The 20,752-nt window shown below is 64.6% G+C and carries 17 protein-coding genes; 10 read left to right on the top strand and 7 right to left on the bottom strand.

Annotated features, from left to right (window positions below; translation table 11 throughout):
* Positions 1-176: 176 nt before the first annotated feature.
* The 5 genes from IW252_RS09220 (at position 177) to IW252_RS09200 (ending at position 5,916) form a co-directional block, all read left to right on the top strand.
* Entirely contained in the window at positions 177-1,463 is a 1,287-nt protein-coding gene (locus IW252_RS09220; protein WP_196836290.1) for an aspartate kinase, read from the top strand.
* Between the two features lie 207 nt (positions 1,464-1,670).
* Entirely contained in the window at positions 1,671-2,543 is an 873-nt protein-coding gene (locus IW252_RS09215; RefSeq protein ID WP_196836289.1) for a 3-methyladenine DNA glycosylase, read from the top strand.
* Positions 2,544-2,778: 235 nt separating this feature from the next.
* On the top strand, positions 2,779-4,500 hold the full coding sequence (locus tag IW252_RS09210; protein ID WP_196836288.1) for a carbon starvation CstA family protein: 1,722 nt from the start codon (positions 2,779-2,781) through the stop codon (positions 4,498-4,500).
* An 88-nt stretch (positions 4,501-4,588) separates the two neighbouring features.
* The gene (locus IW252_RS09205; RefSeq protein WP_196836287.1) at positions 4,589-4,843 is read left to right on the top strand and encodes a cory-CC-star protein; all 255 of its coding nucleotides are present in this window, start codon (positions 4,589-4,591) and stop codon (positions 4,841-4,843) included.
* Positions 4,844-4,866: 23 nt separating this feature from the next.
* Positions 4,867-5,916, top strand: coding sequence for an ArsA family ATPase (locus IW252_RS09200; RefSeq protein ID WP_196836286.1), 1,050 nt, complete (start codon positions 4,867-4,869; stop codon positions 5,914-5,916).
* 59 nt (positions 5,917-5,975) lie between these two features.
* On the opposite strand, the gene IW252_RS09195 is transcribed toward IW252_RS09200, so the two are convergent.
* The 5 genes from IW252_RS09195 to IW252_RS09175 form a co-directional block, all read right to left on the bottom strand.
* Positions 5,976-6,761 carry a carbohydrate ABC transporter permease gene (locus tag IW252_RS09195; protein ID WP_231365969.1) on the bottom strand — a complete coding sequence of 262 codons (786 nt, stop codon included), beginning with the start codon at positions 6,759-6,761 and terminating at the stop codon, positions 5,976-5,978.
* Positions 6,762-6,844: 83 nt separating this feature from the next.
* Entirely contained in the window at positions 6,845-7,528 is a 684-nt protein-coding gene (locus IW252_RS09190; protein ID WP_231365968.1) for a carbohydrate ABC transporter permease, read from the bottom strand.
* Between the two features lie 254 nt (positions 7,529-7,782).
* Positions 7,783-9,096 carry an ABC transporter substrate-binding protein gene (locus IW252_RS09185; protein ID WP_196836283.1) on the bottom strand — a complete coding sequence of 438 codons (1,314 nt, stop codon included), beginning with the start codon at positions 9,094-9,096 and terminating at the stop codon, positions 7,783-7,785.
* Between the two features lie 46 nt (positions 9,097-9,142).
* Entirely contained in the window at positions 9,143-10,423 is a 1,281-nt protein-coding gene (locus IW252_RS09180; protein ID WP_196836282.1) for a cellulase-like family protein, read from the bottom strand.
* On the bottom strand, positions 10,420-13,800 hold the full coding sequence (locus IW252_RS09175) for a DUF5107 domain-containing protein (protein WP_196836281.1): 3,381 nt from the start codon (positions 13,798-13,800) through the stop codon (positions 10,420-10,422). Before IW252_RS09175 ends, IW252_RS09180 begins: the two co-directional genes overlap by 4 nt.
* Before the next feature lie 106 nt (positions 13,801-13,906).
* Between IW252_RS09175 and IW252_RS09170 the strand changes: the two genes are divergently transcribed.
* On the top strand, positions 13,907-14,785 hold the full coding sequence (locus IW252_RS09170) for an AraC family transcriptional regulator (RefSeq protein WP_196836280.1): 879 nt from the start codon (positions 13,907-13,909) through the stop codon (positions 14,783-14,785).
* Between the two features lie 211 nt (positions 14,786-14,996).
* On the opposite strand, the gene IW252_RS09165 is transcribed toward IW252_RS09170, so the two are convergent.
* Positions 14,997-15,425 carry a YchJ family protein gene (locus IW252_RS09165; RefSeq protein ID WP_196836279.1) on the bottom strand — a complete coding sequence of 143 codons (429 nt, stop codon included), beginning with the start codon at positions 15,423-15,425 and terminating at the stop codon, positions 14,997-14,999.
* Between the two features lie 189 nt (positions 15,426-15,614).
* Between IW252_RS09165 and purS the strand changes: the two genes are divergently transcribed.
* The 4 genes from purS to IW252_RS09145 all read left to right on the top strand — a co-directional run bounded on the left by purS (position 15,615) and on the right by IW252_RS09145 (position 20,133).
* Positions 15,615-15,866, top strand: a complete 252-nt coding sequence (purS, locus tag IW252_RS09160; protein ID WP_196836278.1) for a phosphoribosylformylglycinamidine synthase subunit PurS — start codon at positions 15,615-15,617, stop codon at positions 15,864-15,866.
* A 2-nt stretch (positions 15,867-15,868) separates the two neighbouring features.
* A complete protein-coding gene (purQ, locus tag IW252_RS09155) occupies positions 15,869-16,618 on the top strand; it encodes a phosphoribosylformylglycinamidine synthase subunit PurQ (protein ID WP_196836277.1) in 750 nt (249 codons plus the stop codon).
* Positions 16,615-18,933 carry a phosphoribosylformylglycinamidine synthase subunit PurL gene (purL, locus tag IW252_RS09150; RefSeq protein ID WP_196836276.1) on the top strand — a complete coding sequence of 773 codons (2,319 nt, stop codon included), beginning with the start codon at positions 16,615-16,617 and terminating at the stop codon, positions 18,931-18,933. Before purQ ends, purL begins: the two co-directional genes overlap by 4 nt.
* A gap of 345 nt (positions 18,934-19,278) precedes the next feature.
* A complete protein-coding gene (locus IW252_RS09145) occupies positions 19,279-20,133 on the top strand; it encodes an aldo/keto reductase (RefSeq protein ID WP_196836275.1) in 855 nt (284 codons plus the stop codon).
* Here the strand turns inward: IW252_RS09145 and IW252_RS09140 are convergent.
* The gene (locus IW252_RS09140; protein ID WP_196836274.1) at positions 20,126-20,623 is read right to left on the bottom strand and encodes a DUF6328 family protein; all 498 of its coding nucleotides are present in this window, start codon (positions 20,621-20,623) and stop codon (positions 20,126-20,128) included. The two genes, IW252_RS09145 and IW252_RS09140, sit on opposite strands and share 8 nt — an antisense overlap.
* Between the last annotated feature and the right edge of the window lie 129 nt (positions 20,624-20,752).

Here is a 20,752-nt window from a genome sequence, read left to right as displayed (position 1 = left end):
GGGCGCGGGCAGTACCTCCCGTGGGATGAAATCGGCCGCGCAGAATGTGACCTCTGACGGTCACGAAATCGCGGTGCCAACTCACCCGATGGCTACACTGTTCGGCAGTGTCCTCCGTGACGCCGCGCCGCTGATCGGCGCCCCAAACAGACCAACCCCTGGGAGAGTGCTACGGCATGAGCCTGATTGTGCAGAAGTTCGGCGGATCGTCGGTGTCGGATGCCGAGGGCATCAAACGCGTCGCCCGCCGAATTATGGACACCAAGGCGGCGGGGAACGACGTCGTCGTGGTGGTTTCTGCCATGGGTGACACCACGGATGAGCTGCTGGACTTGGCCGGGCAGCTGACGGACGACCCGCCCGCCCGCGAGATGGACATGCTCCTCTCCGCCGGCGAGCGCATGTCCATGGCCCTGCTGGCCATGACCATCGACGGCGCCGGGGAAAAGGCCGTGTCCTTCACGGGCAGCCAGGCCGGCATGATGACCGACGCCGTGCACGGCAAGGCCCGCATCATCGACGTCTCCCCGCAGCGCGTGCGCCAGGCGGTGGATCGCGGATACGTGGCGATCGTGGCCGGGTTCCAAGGCATGAGCCCGGACAGCAATGACGTCACCACCATGGGCCGCGGCGGTTCGGACACCACGGCGGTGGCGCTGGCGGCGGCACTGAACGCGGACGTGTGTGAGATCTACACGGACGTCGACGGCGTGTATACGGCGGACCCGCGCATCGTTTCCGCGGCCCAGAAGATTGACACGATCTCCAGCGAGGAAATGCTGGAGCTCGCGGCCTCCGGCGCCAAGATCCTGCACCTGCGCTGCGTGGAATACGCGCGGCGCTTCGGGGTGCCGCTGCACGTGCGGTCCTCCTTCAGCGAGCACGAGGGCACGTGGGTGCTGCCCAGCGAAGACGACAAGATCAAGATTCAAGAGGGAGAACCCTTGGAACAGCCCATCATCTCCGGCGTTGCACATGACCGCTCCGAGGCCAAGGTCACCGTCGTCGGCGTCCCCGACGTGCCCGGCAAGGCCGCCGAGATTTTCGGCGTGATCGCGGGTGCGCACTCCAACATCGACATGATTGTTCAGAACGTCTCCACCGCGGGCAAGGACAAAACGGACATCTCCTTCACCCTGCCTATCGTGGAGGGCAAGGAGGCGCTGGACGCGCTGCGTGATGCCCAGAGCCGCGTGGGCTTCGAGGCCATTGAGTACGACGACCAGGTGGGCAAGTTGTCCCTGATCGGCGCAGGCATGCGATCCAACCCGGGCGTCTCCTACAAGTTCTTCCAGGCCCTGCACGAGGCCGGCGTCAACGTAGACATGATCTCCACCTCGGAGATCCGCATCTCCGTGGTGACGCACGCGGACAAGCTGGACGACGCGGTGCGGGCCGTCCACGCGGTGTTCGGGCTGGACACCGACGTCGAGGCCACCGTCTACGGCGGGACGGGCCGCTAGCCACTCCCTCGCGTGGCCCGGGCCGGTGGGACTCATCCCCCAGGCCAAGCTGCTCATCCCTGCCGCCGCTGGGGCCGCTGGGGCTGATCCCGTCCATTTGGCCCCGTTCTTCGCTGGCCCGCTTGCGGAAATTCAGGGCAGGCGGACCTTTGCGGCACCAAGAACGGGGCCATGTGAACGCGAGCGCACTGCCCTAAAATAGAGGCGATGCTCTCCCTCCCCGAATCCGCGTGGCTGCCGCGCGCCGCCGCTCACCGTGCGCGCGTAGAGCGCTTTGCCGCGCCGTTCTTGGAGCGTCGCCGGACGCAGCGCAAGCATCCCGTCGAGGACTTCCTCTTCACCTACTACACCCAGAAGCCCGGCCAGCTGCAGCGCTGGCACCCGGGCGCCGGCGTCGTACTGGAGGGTCAAGCGGCGGCGGAACGCCGCGGCTGGAAGTTCTACACGGAGCACGACGGCGGTGTGGGTCTTGATGTGGATGCGTTCAGCGCCGCTCGGGCTGAGGCCGTCCGGTTTGCCCGCATGATTCTGGCGGGTACGGCGAGCCGTCCGGGCCAGTTCGCGTGCTTCGGACTGCACGAATGGGCGATGGCGTATAAATCGGAATCCAACGGGATCCGGCACGAGTACCTGCCGCTGCGGCTCGGTGCATCCGGCACGGATCGGGTGGTTGAGGAGCACCGCATCCGGTGCACGCACTTTGACGCGTTCCGGTTCTATACGCCGGAGGCGGTGCCGCTAAATGAACTGCAGCCGAGCCGCGAGACCCAGCGGCACCTGGAGCAACCCGGCTGCCTCCACGCCAACATGGACCTCTACAAGTGGGCATACAAGCTCACGCCGGCGGTACCGAGCGAACTCGTCATGGACTGCTTCGAGCTCGCCTGGGAGATCCGGACCATGGACATGCAGGCCTCCCCCTATGATCTGGCCGAGTGGGGGTATGAGCCCATCAGGATCGAGACGCCGGAGGGCAAGGCCAGCTACGTGCGGCAGCAGAAGAACTTCGCGGAGCGGTCCGACGTGCTGCGCGCACGCCTCCTCGCGGTGGCGGAAGCCCTGCCCCTGCCCAACGAGTGACCCGCCGAGTCAGCCGGATCGTCACGAAGACGCCACACCATCACTCCTGCGCCCCACCGCTCACCGACCACTTCGACCGGCCAGCGCAGACACCTCACCCAGCCCTGTGACCGGGGGCACGTCTAGCCTAGAATGTGGCGAGCACCATCACACTCGCTGACGGCCTGACCGGCGCGGCCCATCACTCGCCGCCGCCAGCCACCGCCACGCACCACGCTTTGAGAGAAGGTCTGCCGTGAACTCCGTTGTTCTAGCGCTGATAGGCATCGCGATGATCATCGCGGGCTATCTGCTCTACTCCAAATTCCTCGCCAAGAAGGTCTACAGTCTCGACGCCGGATACAAGACCCCGGCCCACGAGCTGGCGGACGGCGTCGACTACGTCCCCACCAACAAGTACGTGCTGTGGGGCCACCACTTCACGTCCGTGGCGGGCGCGGCGCCCATCGTCGGCCCGGCGATCGCCGTCATCTGGGGCTGGTTGCCCGCCCTGCTGTGGGTCACCCTCGGCACTATTTTCTTCGCTGGCATGCACGACCTCGGCGCGCTGTGGGCGTCCAACCGGCACAAGGGCCAGTCCATTGGCACGCTCGCCGGCCGTTACATCGGTGGCCACGGCCGGAACCTCTTCTTGGTGGTCATCTTCTTGGTGCTGCTGATGGTCAACGCGGCCTTCGCCGTCGTGATCTCCGGCCTGCTGGTCTCCACGCCGACCGCCGTCATCCCCGCGTGGGGCGCCGTGATCGTGGCGCTGCTGATTGGCCAGGCGATCTACAAGCTCAAGTGGTCCCTGCCGATCGTCTCGATTGTCGGCGTCGTCGCCCTGTACGCGCTGATGCTGCTGGGCGATGCCTACCCGATCGTCCTGCCGGACACCATCATGGGCCTGAGCGCCGGCGCCTTCTGGATCGTAGTGCTGTTCATCTACGCGGGCATCGCGTCCCTGCTGCCGGTATGGATGCTCCTGCAGCCGCGCGACTACATCAACGGCCTGCAGCTGTTCATTGCCCTCGGCATCCTGTACACGGCCATCATCATCTCCGGCCCTACCATGGTGGCGCCGGCCATCAACCACAACGTGCCGGACGGAACGCCGTCCATCATTCCGCTGCTCTTCGTCACCATTGCGTGCGGCGCCATTTCCGGTTTCCACGGCATTGTGGCCTCGGGTACGACGGCGAAGCAGCTGGACAAGGAAACCGACGCCCGGTTTGTGGGCTACTTTGGCGCCGTTGGCGAAGGCCTGTTGGCGCTCGGCACCGTGATCGCCGTGTCCTCCGGCTTCGCCTCGCTGGCCGCGTGGGAGGAGATCTACTCGGCCTTCGGAGAGGGCGGCGTGGGCGCGTTCGTCTCCGGCGGCGGCGCGATCGTCAACCAGGGCTTGGGCATTCCCGAGGGCCTCTCCGGCACCATTCTGGCCACCATGGCCGTGCTCTTCGCGGCCACCACCATGGATACGGGCATCCGCCTGCAACGCTTTGTGGTCTCTGAAATGGGCCAGATCGCCGGAATCCGCCTCAAGCCGCTGGCGGCGACCCTGATCGTCCTAGTCATCACGGTGGGCCTGACCTTCTCCGCTGGCGCGGACGGCTCCGGTGGCATGTTGATCTGGCCGCTGTTCGGCACCACCAACCAGATCTTGGCGGGCCTGACCCTGTCCATTGTGGCCGTCATGCTCATCCGCAAGCGCCGCCCGGTGCTCCCCGCGCTCATCCCGCTCACCTTCGTGCTGGTCATGAGCGTGATCGCCCTCGTGGTGCAGATGGGCCAGTTCTACGCCGCCGGCAACTGGCTGCTGCTGGTGCTGGACGTCATCATCCTGATCGCGGCCGTGTGGGTCATCATCGAGGCGATCGGCGCCATGAACCGCGCCCGCCGCTCGGGCCCACTGGAGGATCTCCCCGAGGACGAGTCCGCGGACGCCGCGGCCTCAGATTCGGCGACCGAACGCCGCTAACCGGTCACGGCGCGGCACCCGCGGTATTGCGCAACGGGTGCCGCGCCGTCGTCGTCTCCCCCCTGCTCCTGAAAGGAGGACCGCGCCGATGAGCCGGCTTGCCGCCATCGCGGAAGGCTTCCGCGAGTTCTACTACGCCCCGTACCGGCGGACTCTGGCGCGCGCACAGCGGGATGAGGAGGATTTGTTCATGATGCTGGTGATGTCCGAGGCCCTGGGCGTGCCGAACCCGGCCAGCTACTACACGCTGGAGCTGCTGCCGATCGTGTTTGAGAACTTCCACTCGTGGCACCGGCGGATGGGGATGGACCGGTCCCCGCTCGATTCGATTTCCTGCTGCTGAGATGCCCCGGAGAGGACAAGTACATGGACGGTCGCGCCGGGCTGCGCGGGCTAACGAGGGGCACGCGCATCGCCTTCTTTTCCGGCAAGGGCGGCGTGGGCAAGACGACGTTGGCGGCCGCCACCGCGCTGGCCGAGGCCGACGCCGGGCGCCGGGTGCTGCTGGTCTCGACGGACCCCGCGCACAACTTGGGACACCTGTTCGGCCTGCGGCTCGGGGACGCCCCGGTGCCCGTGCTCGGTGCCGGAACGAGGGCGGCGGACGACGGCGCGGGCCGGCTGGAGCTGCTGGAGCTGGATCCCGCGGCCACCACGCAGCGGCACCTGCGTGAGGTCGGCGGCACCATCCGCGGGATGATGCCCGAGCACCTGCACCGCGAAGTGGACAAGTACCTCAAGCTGGCGGCTGAGGCGCCGGGCACGCACGAGGCATCGGTGCTAGAGCGGATCGCCGAGCTGACCGAGCACGTGACTGACGCGAGCGGAAACGAGCGCGCACGTGCTGGTGCCGGCCGCACAGACGGCGCGGGCTACGACCTCGTGCTCTTTGACACGGCCCCGTCCGGCCACACCGCGCGGCTCATGGAGCTACCGGAGCTCATGACCGCGTGGACGGATGGGCTGCTCAAGCGCCGCGATGCCAGCGAGCGGCTCGGCGAGGCCTTGGTGGGCCTTGGCGGGAAGTCCAGCGCCAACGAATCCCGGGACGCGGAGATTCGTGCGGTACTCACCCGGCGGCGGGAGCGGTTTGCGCGGCTGCGCGAGGCGCTCAGCGACGCGCAATGCACGGCGTTTGTGCTGGTGTTGGCGGCGGAGCGGCTGCCGGTGGCGGAGACCATCGAGTTCGCTGACCAGCTGCGGCGGCAGCGCATCGGGGTCCGCTCGCTGGTGGTCAACAAGCGCTCCCCCGCAGACGCCGGGGAGTTCCTCGCGCGGCGCCGCGCGGCGGAGGAAGGGCTGGTGGCAGAGCTGCGAGCCGCCCTGCCGACGTTGCCCCTGCTGAACGTCACGCTGGCGCCGGAGGAGATTCGCGGGGTGGACGGGCTACGCGAGGTGCCCGGCCTCGTCGAATAAGCCTTCAGCCCGCGCCAAGGCGCGGGCTGAAGGCCAGCCGGAGCTCTGCACGTGGATCGCTACTTGCTGGACCCCACGAGTAGCCCCGAGACAAACTGCTTTTGAAAAATGAAGAAGACCACAGCAGTAGGAATCGCTGCGATCACCGAGCCTGCTGCGACCACATTCCACTGGCTCACGAACCCGCCTTGCAGATTGAGCAGTGCCGCCGTGATCGGGAAATGCGATTCAGTGCGCAACACCGTCATGGCCCAAATCAGATCATTGAAGACCCACGTCGTCGCCAACGCGGTGAGTGCTGCAAGCGACGGTCTCGCGAGGGGCAGGACGACCTGCGCATAGATGCGGATCGCACCCGCGCCATCGATTCGCGCTGCTTCAAAGATCTCGTCCGGCAGCGACCGCATGAAGCCGTGAAGAACAAACGTGTAGAAGCCCATGCCAAAACCGACTTGGACGATAATCAGGGCCCACAGCGAATCGTAGATCCCGAGGCCTTCGACAATTTTGGCCACGGGGATCAGCAAGATCTGCGGCGGTAGGAGGTTACCCGCCAGCATGATCAAGAGAATTGCCGTCCTGCCGGGAATCGCGAACCGGCTGAGCGCGTACGCCGCCCATGAGGAGAGAATGAGGGACAGCACAACGGCGACCACAGTGACCACGATGGAGTTCCACAGTGCATTGGCGATCCCGCCAGCACCCAATGCGGTCGCGAAGCCCTCCCAGCTGAGGGCGCCCGGCCATGCACTCAACCCACGGCTCACGATGTCATCGAACGGGCGTAGCGCCACGAGGAGGACAAAGAGCATGGGCGTGACCCACAAGAGCGCGAAGGGCGCCATCAGCGCGTGAAACCACCAGGGGCGCTCCTTCCTCGGTCTCGGCCGCGTTTTCACAGGTTGCTTTCGTGAAACGGTGACGGTACTCATTGGTCCTCCTCGCGCAGTGAACGCACCAAGTACGTAATGATGAACACGATCGCTAGTGCAAAGATCACCACGGCGATGGCGGATCCATAGCCCAAATTCACCAACGAGAACCCTTGCTCAAACATGTAGGTGCTCAAGAGGTGCGTGGAGTTGTATGGACCGCCGCGGGTCATGGCCCAAACGATGTCAAAGGTGCGCAGCGAATCAATGACCGTGACAGCAAAGACCACCGCACTCACGCCCTTCATCTGCGGAAGAACGATTCGCGTAAATCGCTGCCACCTGCCTGCGCCGTCCACTGCGGCTGCCTCCTCGAGCGAGGGGTCAACGCCCTTGAGGCCCGCGAGGTAGAGCACCATGATGTAGCCAACTTGCCGCCATACCGCAGCGATGAGTACCGCATAGAGCGCTACCTCCGGGTCGGCCAACCATTGCCGCTCCAGACCGCCCAAGCCGATGGCAGATAATGAGAAGTTCACCAGCCCATCCGGAGAGTACAGCACTCGCCAGAACAGCCCGGTGACGGCCAGTGAGAAAACCATCGGCAAATAGACCGCTGCCCTGTAGAGGCCAATTCCTCGACCCGGCTTATTGAGCAGGACCGCTAGGAATAGACCGAGGGAAACAGATGCTCCACCGAATCCAATGACCCAGATAATGTTGTTCCGAAGGGCTGTCATGAAAACTGGATCAGATAGCAGATCACGATAGTTCTGCCACCCCACCGGATCCGCGGCACCTACGCCATTCCAGTTCGTAAAAGAAAGCGAGAAGGAGTTCATAGCGGGCCAAAAAACCCAGAAGAACTCCAGCAGCAACGGAATGAGGAGGAATAACCAAACAACGAACGGGACCCGGCGCACCGCACGGAGCCAGCTGGGTCGCTGACCACCGCGAGGGGCGGGCCTGCTCGCACCCTCCGCTCTCACCGCAGTCATTGGTTCCAAACTCGCTCGGCTGCTGCTTGCCAGTTAGCGAGAATCTCAGGAATATCGGATGGATTGGCGAGGAATCTTGTGAGTGCATCATCAGCCGTTGCCTGGAGCGCGTCCGACGAGTCCCGATTGAAGAACTGAGTAATCTCTTCGGTGTTCTGCAGGAGCTCGATTCCCTTTTGCACTAAGGGGGAGAAATTACTGGTATCCACATCAGGATGTGTTGGCAAGTTGGATGATGCCGAGATATCAATGAAGGTTTGTTGTGATTCCGGAGACGCAAGGTACGTCAAGAGTTCCATCGTGCCTTGAGGGTTATCCGTTCCCGCAGCGGCAAAGTATCCCTCGGTCGGCGCTTCTTCCGCGCTCGGAACGTTCGGGTCAATCGTCGGCACGGAGAAGAAGTCAACGTCCTCACGCTGATCCTCAGGAAAGAACTGTGTCACGAAGGCGCCCACCAAGTACATGGCCGACTTGTTCTGCACCATGGGGGTGACGGCTTCTTGATACGAAAGTGAGGCCATATTCGGGTCAAAGAACGGGATCAGCTTGGCATACTCCTCCAGCACTGCTTCAACTTCGGGATCAGTAAACGCATGCTCGCCCGCCAAGAGCTCACGGTGATACTGCGCTCCATTGATTCGCAGATTGAGGTAGTCGAACCATCCTGAGGCCATCCAAGGCGACGCGCCGATGCCGTTGGCCAGTGGAGTAACGCCTCGCCCCTTCAGCTCTTCACACAAGGCTAAGAAGTCATCCCAGCTCTGTGGCGGCTCCACTCCCCACTCTTCGAAGGCCGACTTTTTGTAGAACACTGACCACCAGTAGTAGTTCGTGGGCACAAAAATCTGCTTTCCACTCTCATCGGTAGACAGTTCGCGCAGTGCATCCGGGAAGTTTGCGCAGACACCTCCGTCAGACCAGAGGTCAGATAGGTCCAAAAGCAGACCTTCGGCTGCGTAGTTGCGCGAGACTGATCCTGCGTACCACGTGAGGACGTCCGGCGGGTTGCTTGACGTCAGGTAGGTGGAGAGCTGCGCACGAAACTGCTCAGTTGCCACCGTATTGATCTCAGCTTCTCCTGGATAATCACCAATGAGAGTTTCGAGGGCCTCCTTGGGCTTCGGATCAGACTGTGAATTTTGCAGCGTGACTAAGCCGCCGGAGGCCCCGCTTCCACTACTGGCGGGCTGCGACTGTCCGGAACCTCCTGTTCCCAAGCATCCGGTTAGCAATCCGGTGGCCCCCAGTGCCCCGGCACCTAGGAGTAGGTTTCTTCTATTAAGGGAAATATCTGTGCTGGTGATGTTCATCGTCGAACCTCCCTGCGCATGTTGTGCGCTGTGTTGTTGGTGGGATTCATTTCTGGGTGAAAAGCGCGTTGGCTTCTTGCTGGAGCCTGATATCCGCCCACATGGCGTGCTGCGGTGCGGCATTGGAACAAACGATGGATCCCCACGCCCCTACCTGGGCGGATAAGGCCATCGCTTCGCGACAAATGCGGGCACCGACTGGGCCCTCTTCGAATCGCCCATCCTTCGGTGTGTAACCGACCCAGCCCTCGCCAAAGACCAAGGGAACGCCGCGCGCGGCCGCATGGTCGGCTGCCGTCTCGAACCACAGCCGCAGCTTGACGTCCATGGCGTGCCGATGCTCGCCGTAATGTTCGTAAAGCCACCCGTCAAAGGCTTCGGGATCGCACCAGTCGTGCGTATAGATCTCCGGCTTTGAGACGATCATTGCGTCCAACCGCCAGGCATCTTGAGCTGAGACAGACCAGTCAGCGACGTCTGGGGCATCTGCACGCAAGAGGTCGCGCCGGGCTTCTGCTTGTCGGTATGCGTTTACCTCTCCACGCAGACCATAGGTTTCGATGAGGTCATCAAGCACGCCGTAAACGTACGGATGCACCACGAGGACGTCGACGTTGTCGGGGATCCCCCGCATGACGCCGACGGGGACTCCGGCATAGTTCACGGTCACCGGCACCTCGGGCTGCAACTCGTGAAAAAGTTCTACTCCGCGCGCGAGTCGGTCCCGCAAAGGGATGACTGCTTCGTCGCCGAACGCGTCCAAGCCTTCGGTGAGATGTCCAATTTGGACTTCATTGTGCAATTCCACGAAAGCTACTCGATCGGCCAGCTCGTGCTGAGCCAAGAAGTCCAGCAGGGCTGCCTCAGCGCGTGCCAGTTCGACAGCTCGTTCCTCAGGCGCCACCGCGTGCAAGGCCCGATACCACTCATCAGTCGCGGCAAATGCTGGACTTTGCTGGTACTCCCACGAGGAGACGATCACAAAACAGTTATGCCGCTTCGCCGCACGGAAGAGTTCAAGCAAGTGTGCTCGAGCGTCAATCGTCGTCTCCGCCTTGACGTCGTACCAGCGGACCCCCTGGGCATATTGGCCGCCCATCCCACCGAGCCTCAACTCGCTCGTGTCGATGCCGGAGCCGAACAGCAAATAGGGCATGGCGCAAATTCTTACGGTGTTGTAACCACGCTCGACGGCCTCTTCAAAGGCACGGTCCAGGTCCTCGAACGGTTCGCCCGGGCCCGTCCTGACAAACCACGAAAAGTCCCACAGTGTCAGGGTGAGCCGTTCTGGAAGGTGGTCAGCAATGGCGAGTGGTTGGTAGGTCATTCTTGCTCCTTGATCTCAGTCAATAGGTCGTGAGCGTCCGGATGGTCCGGCACCCGATCGAGAATTCTCTGCAGCCTCTGAACGGCCGCGTCGGCGCTCTCAAGAGCCTCGAGTTGAGCCCGGAAGAACTGAACTCGAATGTCTCGCTGCCGACGCAGGTCCGGCGGAAAGAGCAGCAATTCTGGAAGCGATGTGGCGAAGTAATCGATCGCGGGCTCTGCGTTCGCAAGCTCCTCGACGAATTCCCGTAGGTCCCGGGTGAGCCTGAGGGCTTCTTCGCTGCGGCCGAGGCGCTGCAGAGACAGGATGGAGTCGTAGGTCGACTCGCTATGCCTACTGGCGCTCATGGTGCGAAAGTCACCAATGTGGCGAGCCGCGCTTTCCCACTCCAAGCGAGCTTCGCTGAGCTGGCCAGCGGCGGCTGCGATGTCACCGGAAAGGCGCTTCAACCTCGCCGTCGTCGCCAATGGATGACGTGCTTCGCCAAGAGTCGCCGGGGGCTGAAGCGCTTTGCCTACCCACATCCGGGCCTCGTCATATTGCCGGCGTTGGAGGCACCTCCGGGCCAGTGCCGAACAGGCCCGCTCCCAGACTCGGAGAACCTCTCCCTCTCCGCCTTCCCATGGGCGAAACTCGCGTGTGCTGAGGAGGCGATAGGCATCCTCTGGACGCACCGCGCTGAGAAGGAGTTGGGCCAGCTCAGCGGCAAGGTCATCGCGTTCTGCAATGGCCCACTCCGCCTGCTGCAGCCGAGCCAGTCGGGCGTTGACACTGACGCCCCGCCGTTTGTCCAGTTGATCGCTCTCGCGCAAAAGGCCTGAGTGGGTCGGATCGAGGGCGAGGGCCACGTCGTATGCCGCCCGCGCCCCGGCGTCGTCCGCTTGCCGCGCAGCCAAGGCGAGCCCGATGTTTCGGTGGACGATAGCGTCCTCTAGATCCTGCGCTGCGGTGCGCCAGTGTGTCACAGCATCATCGTGCCGGCCGACGCCGTAAAGCCAGTGCCCCAAGAGTGCACTCGCCACTGGCAGGTGATCGTGATCCACGGATCGCTGGAGCATCAACGCGTCCTCAAGTCTGCCGGGAAAACACCACGTCCGGCTGGCGGACTTTGCCGCCTCACGTGCCTCGACGGCTGACCTGCTCCGCCCCAATAGATCAAGAATTTCTGCGCGGTGCAGGAGCGCGAGGACTGTACAAGAGGCCTGGCCTACTGCACGCCGCTGGTCCAGTTCCAGAGCGCGGTCTAGAACACGCAGAGCATCTTCGAGGCTTCCCGCCGCCACATAGTCAGCGGCCACGTCCATGCACGTGAGCGCGTCAGTTTCGAGGGCCTCGCCAGCGAGGTCTCGAATCCACCAGTGAAGTCGATCGAGAGCCAGCGCCTCGTGGACGAGCGCCTCGGCTTCACTGGTGCGCCCCATTCGACGCAGGATGATGATCCGGAGGGCGCTAGCCTGGAGGTTCTCTGGTTCGGCGCGCCGCACATCGTTCAGGCGATGCAGCGCCTCGTTGTGCCGTCCAGCGGCTGCGTCTAGCTGCGCCATTTGGTACGTTGCCGGAGCCCTCCAGTCGCGGCTCCACGCCGCCCGCGCAAACAGGTCGTATGCAGCGTCAGGGCAGCCGCTCAGGCTCAAGGTGAGTCCGAGATAGTAGTGTGCGCTCATGTCCTGGGGCGTCGGGTGATAGGCCGTTGCCCGGGCAATCGCCGTCCGGAAATGCCTTGCCGCATCAGTCAATCGAGCTTGCCGGAGTCGGCGTATGCCGAGCGCAGTGTTCACCCGAGCATTGGCCGGATCTCTCGTCAGCGCTTCTTCCCAGTACGGTTCTGGAGAGCGGGTGGCGTGGCGATACTGATCCAGATGCGCCCCAATTTCCGCTAGCTCTTCCACCGTGGCAACAGACTGCGGGTTTGCCGGCTCGACAGCGGTTTGAATTCCGTCGAGCGCCTCCTTCTTGCTAGGACCTGCGCCCGCCGCTTCGTTGCGCAGCGTCTGACTGACCAGCACACGATTCCCGTGGCGAACCTCGATCGTCCGAGCATGGTCATGGTGGGCCGTCTGCCACTGGTACGAACTGCTGGGATCAAGATCCACGGCCTGCTCGGTTATGACGTTGCCCAACTCGTCCAGCACCACGAGCTGACACCCTGGTCGGTCTGCGGTGACCACCACGGACACCAGTACTGAGGAGCCGTCGCGGTCCACTCGCAGAGCCGCATCGCGACTGGCCTGAGATACGGGACCGATACTCCGGATTGGATACCAGTACTGAGAAAAGACCTTGGTTTCTCCAGGCGCGATAAAGGCGAAGTCTGGCTGATTGTCGGTAAAAACTCCGGCCATCAGCTCGACATACGTGGAGTCATCGTCGGTCAGATTTTGGTTCCATGCCCGACCAAATTCCGCTTCACCCCACGTCCACTGCTTTTTGCCCACCGCCACTCTGCGGTCTGCGACGTGCACGAATCCTTGTTCTGTGGCGTGGTCATAGCCACCGAAAAAGTCGTAATCAGAATCCGTGACCATGTAGGAGGTCGGGACCGGGATATTGCGCGGCCAGTCGATGCGGTCCCCCGTCACGCGGGTGCCGTCAGCTGCCTCGAATGAGTCCGCGGACCTCGACGGGTAGTCAATGTCATAGTAGGGACGATCCGCGGCCGGAAAAGCCGTCATCGCGCGCTTCGCATGATCCGCCACGGCCGCAACGTCCGGAGGAAAGAACGATTGAAAGTCGTCGCCCGTGCGTACTGCGACGTTGGACCACCACAAGAATGTTTGAGTCATGGCGGTCCGGTTGAACAATCGCACGCGAGTCTCGATGACCGACGACCCAGGACTGAGCCGAATGCCATGCATCCCTTTCATGCGCTCGAAGGGGTCGTGATCAGAACACCAAATCGTGGCGGCCCCATCCTCCTCATGTTCGATCTGCGTATCGGTCGGGAGGTAGGTTGCCGGGCGATGATGCTGTGGCCAATTAAATTCGACGCCGCCGGCTACCCATGGCCCAGCCAATCCGACAAGCGCCGGTTTGATGACTGGGTTGTTGTAGAAGAGCTCGCGCTGCGAGTGCCGGTCAATGGCCCACTGGATGCGGCCGCCGAGTTCCGGAAGCACGACGAGCCGGATCCACTCATTCTCTAGGTGGATGGCGTCCCATTCATGGTCGACTGCCTCTGCCTCAATACGTTCATGAAAGGGCAGCGGGTACACCCGGCCGGACGACCCTTGGTAGACACGCTCATTGAGATAGGTCGGCAGCGTCGACGGGGACGCCGGCTTGTAGGTGCGTATCGTCACGGGCGCTCGCCAGGCAGCTACGGCCTGGTCCGACATGCTCTTGGGCCGGTCCGGCAGCATCAACTCATCGTTCAACATGCGATCGACGTTATGGCGCAGATCACTATTCGTTGAATACCAGATTTGACGGTCTACCTAGACGATTCGATGGACTTCCAGCGAGAGGCGTGCGCAGACTTGATGCATGGTGAGCTACCTCAAAGACGGGTTCCCGCAGCAGCGAATGCGCGTCCTCCCGCGCCCGCTCATTGCTCAAATATCCTCGTCAGGACTAAGTTCTCGGCTCTTGGTCACGGACGCGGGTTACTTCCCGCACGCCGCCCGCCATGGCCGATCCCGCCCTCATGGTGCACCGGAGGCTGTCGTCTTGGCCTGCACAGATGGATTGGGGTGGTGCGATATTGATGGCAGTACCCTCCGGGTTGGCCGAGGAGAAGCCATCGTCTTGCCTCCCGGCGTTTCCCATCTCTACCGAGCAGACGCGTCGAACCCGTGGACTCTTTGGTGGTTTCACGTGGTCGGTCAAGATCTACCGGAACTGCTGGCACCCTTCGAACCGGGCCGTCGAGTCGTCGCGCTCCATGATCCCGTCCGCATCACCCACGGGATGGAGCAGGTGATGCAAGCGCTGGAACGGGACGAGTCGGCACCATCGCTTCGGACGGCCAGCGGTGCGGCGTGGCATGTCTTGGCCCAGTTGGGTGCCGAGCACCTCATGGGCCCCCGCGATGAGGCGGGGCCCGTACAGCGTACGCGCGAGTACCTCGTGGAGCATCTGGCGGAACCCATCAGCCTCACGGACGTCGCGGCCCATATCGGGCTCAGCGCGTCACACCTCTCTGCTGTCTTTAGACAGGCCACAGGCGGTGGGGTCATGGACTATCTCAAACGCACCCGTATGGGGCGGGCCCGCGTCATGCTGCTCACCACTCGGGACAGCATCGGCGAAATTTCCCGGTCCGTGGGCTATCAGGACGAGTTTTATTTTTCTCGCCAGTTCCGCGCAGTCAACGGCGTTAGCCCCTCCGCCTTCAGGAAAGCCTCGCGAGCCGAGGAACTGTGAGTTTCAGGTGCACCGACGTCTACCGGGCCCCAGCCGCGCCGGCCTAGCGTACCGACCAGCCCATTTTCGCCTCGGTATCAGGCCGCGCGCCAGCGCGAACAACCCGCTGACGAGGCCTTTTGCGGATGGGCCCCCTGAGCCCCGCACCATTGTGGGCTGGCCGGTACATCGGCTGCCCGCCACGCGCTGTCAGCGGGCGCCCACCACGCCGCTAGCTCGGCTCGCCGTCGACGTAGAGCCACCGGCCGGCCTCACGGCGGAACCGGCTGAGCTCGTGCAACCGCTGCCGCGTGCCGTCTTCCGCCCGGTACAACGCCACGAATTCCACGGTCGCCGCGTCATCAAACGGCCCACCGCTGGCGGCGAGCACCTGCAGCCGCACCCACTGCGGGCCGGGCTCGGACAGCTCGGCGAGGGAGGGACGCGTGGCCGGGTCCCACGTCTGGAACAGGTATTCGCCGAGGTCCCGCGGGGCGCGGGCGAGCAGGGCATTGGCGCTGTACCGCGAGCGCATGAGCGCCTCCGCGGTGGGCGCGGCGCCGCCGGCGTGGAACCGTCTGCAGCACGCGCCGTAGGTGTCTCCGGTGCCGCACGGGCAGCGCTCGTCCGGGGCGGAGGGTCCAGGGTGCGGGGCAGTCATGCCCTCCAGCTTAGGCGGCGCCTCCCGCCCCACCTCACCCACGATGCGCGGTGACACAGCGTGGCTCACGGCAGGCCCGCGCGACCGGTAGACTGGTGGGGCAAGCTCGCGGAGCGCCCGAAGGCGTGAGACGGCACCTTCTTCCCTCCGCGGGCGTTCAATCACCCTCGCCCACAGGAGTAGCACCGGATGCCCCGGATTGTTGTTGATGTTATGCCCAAGCCCGAGATCCTGGACCCCCAGGGCAAGGCGATCGTGGGCGCACTGCCCCGCCTCGGTTTCGACGCCTTTTCCGGCGTGCGCCAGGGCAAGCGCTTTGAGCTGACGGTGGATGGCGAGGTGAACGACGCCGTGTTGGCTCAGGCGCGTGAGGCCGCCGAGACGCTGCTGTCCAACCCGGTCATCGAGGACGTGGTCAACGTGCAGGTGGTCGAGGACTAATCATGACCGAGACCCCCTTGATCGGCGACTATTCGACGCCGAACACCGAACTCTCCGGCGCCCGCGTCGGCGTCGTCACCTTCCCGGGAACGCTGGATGACCGCGACGCCGCCCGTGCCGTGCGCCTCGCCGGCGCCGAGGCCGTGTCCCTGTGGCACGCGGACGCCAACCTGCACGACGTCGATGCCGTGATCATTCCGGGCGGCTTCTCCTACGGCGATTACCTGCGTGCGGGAGCCATTTCCCGTTTTGCGCCGCTGATGGACAAGATCATCGATGCGGCGAACTCGGACGCCAAGCTGCCCGTGCTGGGCATCTGCAACGGCTTCCAGGTGCTGACCGAGTCCCACCTGCTACCTGGCTCCATGATCAAGAATGACCACCTGAAGTTCATTTGCCGGGACCAGGTGCTGCGCGTGGAGAACAACCAGACCGCGTGGACCAACCAGTACACCGCCGGCCAGGAAATCCAGATCGTCCTGAAGAATCAGGACGGCCAGTACGTTGCGGACGAGCACACGCTGGATGAGCTGGAGGGCGAGGGCCGCGTGGCGTTCCGCTACGTGGGCTGGAATCCCAATGGGTCCCGCCGGGACATCGCGGGGATCACCAACGCGGCGGGCAACGTCGTCGGACTCATGCCGCACCCGGAGCACGCCGTGGAGGCGGGCTACGGGCCGGACCACACTGGAACTGACGGGCTGGGCTTCTTCACCTCCGTCCTGACCACTCTTGTTGGAGGCGCCAAGTGACCGCTGAGGCCACCGAGAAGGAATTCAACATCGACACCGTGGATCACGCCTCCGGCACGCCGGACGTGGAGCTGCCGTGGGCCGAGCTGGGCCTGAAGCAGAACGAGTTTGAGGAGATCGTCAAGATCCTCGGCCGCCGGCCCACCGCCGCGGAGCTGGCCATGTACTCGGTGATGTGGAGCGAGCACTGCTCCTACAAGTCCACCAAGAACCACCTGCGCCAGTTCGGCGCCAAGGTGACCGAGGAAATGAAGAAGGACCTGATGGTCGGCATCGGCGAGAACGCCGGCGTGACGGACCTCGGTGACGGCTGGGCCGTGACCTTCAAGATCGAGTCCCACAATTCCCCGTCCTTTGTGGAGCCCTATCAGGGTGCGGCCACGGGCATCGGCGGCATCGTCCGTGACATCATCTCCATGGGCGCCCGCCCGGTGGCCGTCATGGATCCGCTGCGGTTCGGCGCGATCGATCACCCGGATTCGCAGCGCGTGGTGCACGGCGTGGTCTCCGGCATTGGCGGCTACGGCAACTCGTTGGGCCTGCCGAACATTGGTGGCGAGACGGTCTTTGACCCGATCTACCAGGGCAATCCGCTGGTTAACGCGCTCGCGGTCGGCGTCCTGCGGCACGAGGACCTGCGCCTGGCCAACGCGTCGGGCGTGGGCAACAAGGTGGTCCTCTTCGGCGCGCGCACCGGTGGCGACGGCATTGGCGGCGCCTCCGTGCTGGCCTCGGAGTCGTTCGACGACTCCAAGCCGTCCAAGCGCCCCGCCGTGCAGGTGGGCGACCCGTTCAGCGAGAAGGTGCTGATTGAGTGCTGCCTCGAGCTCTTCAAGGGCTCCTTGGTGGAGGGCATTCAGGACCTGGGCGCCGCAGGCATTTCCTGCGCCACCAGCGAGCTGGCCTCCAACGGCGAGGGTGGCATGCGCGTGGAGCTCACGGACGTGCTGCTGCGCGATTCCACGCTAACCCCGGGCGAGATCCTGATGTCCGAGTCGCAGGAACGCATGATGGCCGTGGTGACCCCGGAGAATCAGGACGCGTTTGAGGCCGTCATGGCCAAGTGGGGCGTGGAGTACTCCTGGATCGGTGAGGTCACCGATGACAACCGCCTCATCATCACGTGGGACGGCGAGGTCATCGTGGACGTTGACCCGAAGACGGTGGCCCACGACGGCCCGGTGTATGACCGCCCGTACGCGCGCCCGGAGTGGCAGGACGAGCTGCAGGCCAACACGTTCCGTGGCTCCGTCAACGCCGTGGATCTTCCGGAGTCCGGCGAGGACCTGAAGGCCGCCGTGCTGGAGCTGATCGCCAGCCCCAACATGTGTGACAAGTCGTGGATCACGCGCCAGTATGACCGCTACGTGGGCGGCAACACGGCGCTGGCCTCCCCGGACGACGCCGGCGTGGTGCGTGTGGACGAGGAGTCCGGCCTCGGCGTCGCGATCGCTACGGACGCCAACGGCCGCTACACGTTCCTGGACCCGTACGTAGGCGCGCAGTTGGCGCTGGCCGAGTCCTACCGCAACGTGGCCACCTCCGGTGCCATCCCGGCCGCCGTCTCCGACTGCCTGAACTACGGTTCGCCGGAGGATTCGGACGTGATGTGGCAGCTGGCCGAGGGCATCCGCGGCCTCTCCGACGCGTGCATGGAGCTCGGCGTCCCGGTCACCGGCGGCAACGTCTCTCTATACAACCAAACCGGGGACAAGGCGATTCACCCGACCCCAGTGGTGGCCACGCTGGGTAAGTTCGACGACGTCGCGCGCCGCACGCCGTCGGGCTGGCGCCCGGACGCGGATGGCCAGGCGATCTACCTGCTGGGCACCACCGCCGATGAGCTGGATGGCTCCGAGTTCGCGAACCTGCGCGGCCACCTGGGCGGCGTTCCGCCGAAGGTGGACTTGGCGCGGGAGAAGCTGCTGGGCGAGCTGCTGGTCAACATGAGCCGTGACGGCATGATCGATTCGGCGCACGACCTCTCCGAGGGCGGCCTCGCGGCTGCGCTGGCGGAGATGGTGCTGCGCCACGGCGTGGGTGCCCGTGTGGCGCTCGACGACGTGTGCGAGCGGGACGGCATCGACGCGTTCACGGCGCTGTTCTCCGAGTCGCAGGGCCGTGCCGTGGTGGCTGTCCCGCGCTCCGAGGAGGTGCGCTTCAATGACATGCTGACCGCGCGCAGCTTCCCGGTGACCCGCTTGGGCATCGTCGACGCGGCCTCCGGCAACCTCGAGGTGCAGGGCGTCTTCACGGCCAGCGTCGAGGAACTGCGCGAGGCCCATGAGAGCACCATGGAGAAGTACTTCGGCTAAGCACTGGGCGGTGGACTTCTCCCCTAGATAGAATCTGGGACTTACACGACGGCGGGGCTGTCACCTTTCGCAGGAAGGGTGACGGCCCCGCCGTCGTCGTCTGCCTGCAGAAAGTTCTGCAACCTCGCCGTCCAAGCCCAGGTTCGGCTCCAATGAGGACGCAGAGGTACTACCACGTCACCGCGCCATCCCCTACCGTCCCGACATCGACCTCAACCTCACCATCCGTCCACGCCGCAATCGGCGGTCTTGTTACGACTGGAAGGGCCAGACCCCACCCGCGGTAAACCAACCGCATTCGGCCGGTTCGTCCCCCGCTAGGCGCTGCACCGATACCATCGCCCCATGGACTCCGCCTTCACCGCTCCCCTGCCCGCCGCGCAGATCCGCCTGACCGAGGCCGTCAGCATCCCGCAGCTCGGGTTCGGCCTCTACAAGGTCCCGGACCCCGAGGCCGAACAGATCGTGGGCACCGCCCTCGGTGCCGGCTACCGGCACCTGGATTCGGCCGCCCTGTACGGCAACGAGGCCGGCGTCGGACGCGCCCTGTCCGCCGCGATGAGCGGCGGCCTAGCGCGCGAGGACCTCTTCATCACCTCCAAGGTCTGGAACGAGGACCAAGGCTACGAGTCCACGCTCCGCGCGTTCGACGCCACCCGCGCCGACCTGGGCCTCGACTACCTTGACCTCTACCTCATCCACTGGCCGTGCCCCGCGCGCGGGCTCTACCTCGAGACGTACCGCGCGCTCGAGCGCCTGCACCGGGACGGGCTGGTCCGCGCCATCGGCGTCTCCAACTTCCAGCCCGCGCATCTGGACCGGCTGCTCCAGCACGCCGAGATCCCTCCGGCGGTCAATCAGGTGGAGCTCCACCCGTGGCTGCAGCAGCGGGAACTACGCGCCGTCCACGCGGACCTCGGGATCGCCACCGAAGCCTGGTCCCCACTGGCCCGCGGGCGCCTGCTCGAGGACCCCACGCTGACCGCCATCGCCACCACTCACGGCGTCTCCGTCGCCCAGGTGGTCATCCGCTGGCACCTGCAGGAGGGCAACATCGTGTTCCCCAAGGCCAGCGCACCGGAGCGCATCCGCGCCAACGCGGACGTCTTCGACTTCGCGCTGAGCCAGGCCGAGCTCGAGGCCATCGCCGCACTGGAGCGCGGCTTCCGCAGCGGCTCCCACCCGGACGACGTCACGTAACGGAACGACGCCGGATGGCAGCCGGGGCGGCCACCAGCAGCCCCAGCGTGGCCACCAGCAAGAGGCCACCGATCCAGAACGCAGCCTCCACCGTGGCCACCACGGTGACGATCAGGAATACGGCGAGGCAGACCACCAGGCCGATGCCGACGGCGGCCACGCGCACCAAGCGGTGCCCCCACGTGACCGTCTGCGCCTTGACGGCCCGCCGAAACAGGCTGCGATGGATCACCACCGGGGTCATGATCACGGCCACCACCAGCGCCGCGGACACCAGCAGCACCAGATAGATCACGTGCTGCCACTGCGCCAAGTCGGAGAACCGGGGGTGGAAGGGCAAGGTCATGAGGAACGCGGCGAAGATCTGTGCGCCCGTTTGCATGACGCGCAGCTCTTGGAGCAGCTCGTTCCAATTGCGGTCCGCGCGCTCGTCCGGCGTCTCGTCCCGGTGCGCGGCCACCGCGTCCCGCTCGCGTTCGGTGGAGTCCATGCAGTGAAGATACCGCCGTCGCGAGGCGGGCGGTAGGGCCACCTCCGCACTCACGGGAGAGAACCTGAATAGTCGCTGGGAATCACCTACCTGAGCTAGCCAACCCCTGCCAAAATCGTTAGCGTGAGC

The sequence above is a fragment of the Zhihengliuella flava genome, assembly GCF_015751895.1.
GTDB classification, from domain to species: domain Bacteria; phylum Actinomycetota; class Actinomycetes; order Actinomycetales; family Micrococcaceae; genus Zhihengliuella; species Zhihengliuella flava.
This window is presented reverse-complemented; position numbering and strand designations above follow the sequence as displayed.

Coding starts and splice junctions, on each gene's coding strand:
- IW252_RS09215 (WP_196836289.1), top strand. CDS start 1,671: ATGCTCTCCCTCCCCGAATCCGCGTGGCTGCCGCGCGCCGCCGCTCAC.
- purS (WP_196836278.1), top strand. CDS start 15,615: ATGCCCCGGATTGTTGTTGATGTTATGCCCAAGCCCGAGATCCTGGAC.
- IW252_RS09145 (WP_196836275.1), top strand. CDS start 19,279: ATGGACTCCGCCTTCACCGCTCCCCTGCCCGCCGCGCAGATCCGCCTG.
- IW252_RS09205 (WP_196836287.1), top strand. CDS start 4,589: ATGAGCCGGCTTGCCGCCATCGCGGAAGGCTTCCGCGAGTTCTACTAC.
- IW252_RS09175 (WP_196836281.1), bottom strand. CDS start 13,800: ATGTTGAACGATGAGTTGATGCTGCCGGACCGGCCCAAGAGCATGTCG.
- IW252_RS09190 (WP_231365968.1), bottom strand. CDS start 7,528: ATGACAGCCCTTCGGAACAACATTATCTGGGTCATTGGATTCGGTGGA.
- IW252_RS09165 (WP_196836279.1), bottom strand. CDS start 15,425: ATGACTGCCCCGCACCCTGGACCCTCCGCCCCGGACGAGCGCTGCCCG.
- IW252_RS09180 (WP_196836282.1), bottom strand. CDS start 10,423: ATGACCTACCAACCACTCGCCATTGCTGACCACCTTCCAGAACGGCTC.
- IW252_RS09220 (WP_196836290.1), top strand. CDS start 177: ATGAGCCTGATTGTGCAGAAGTTCGGCGGATCGTCGGTGTCGGATGCC.
- IW252_RS09170 (WP_196836280.1), top strand. CDS start 13,907: ATGGTGAGCTACCTCAAAGACGGGTTCCCGCAGCAGCGAATGCGCGTC.
- purQ (WP_196836277.1), top strand. CDS start 15,869: ATGACCGAGACCCCCTTGATCGGCGACTATTCGACGCCGAACACCGAA.
- IW252_RS09140 (WP_196836274.1), bottom strand. CDS start 20,623: ATGGACTCCACCGAACGCGAGCGGGACGCGGTGGCCGCGCACCGGGAC.
- IW252_RS09200 (WP_196836286.1), top strand. CDS start 4,867: ATGGACGGTCGCGCCGGGCTGCGCGGGCTAACGAGGGGCACGCGCATC.
- IW252_RS09185 (WP_196836283.1), bottom strand. CDS start 9,096: ATGAACATCACCAGCACAGATATTTCCCTTAATAGAAGAAACCTACTC.
- IW252_RS09195 (WP_231365969.1), bottom strand. CDS start 6,761: ATGGCGCCCTTCGCGCTCTTGTGGGTCACGCCCATGCTCTTTGTCCTC.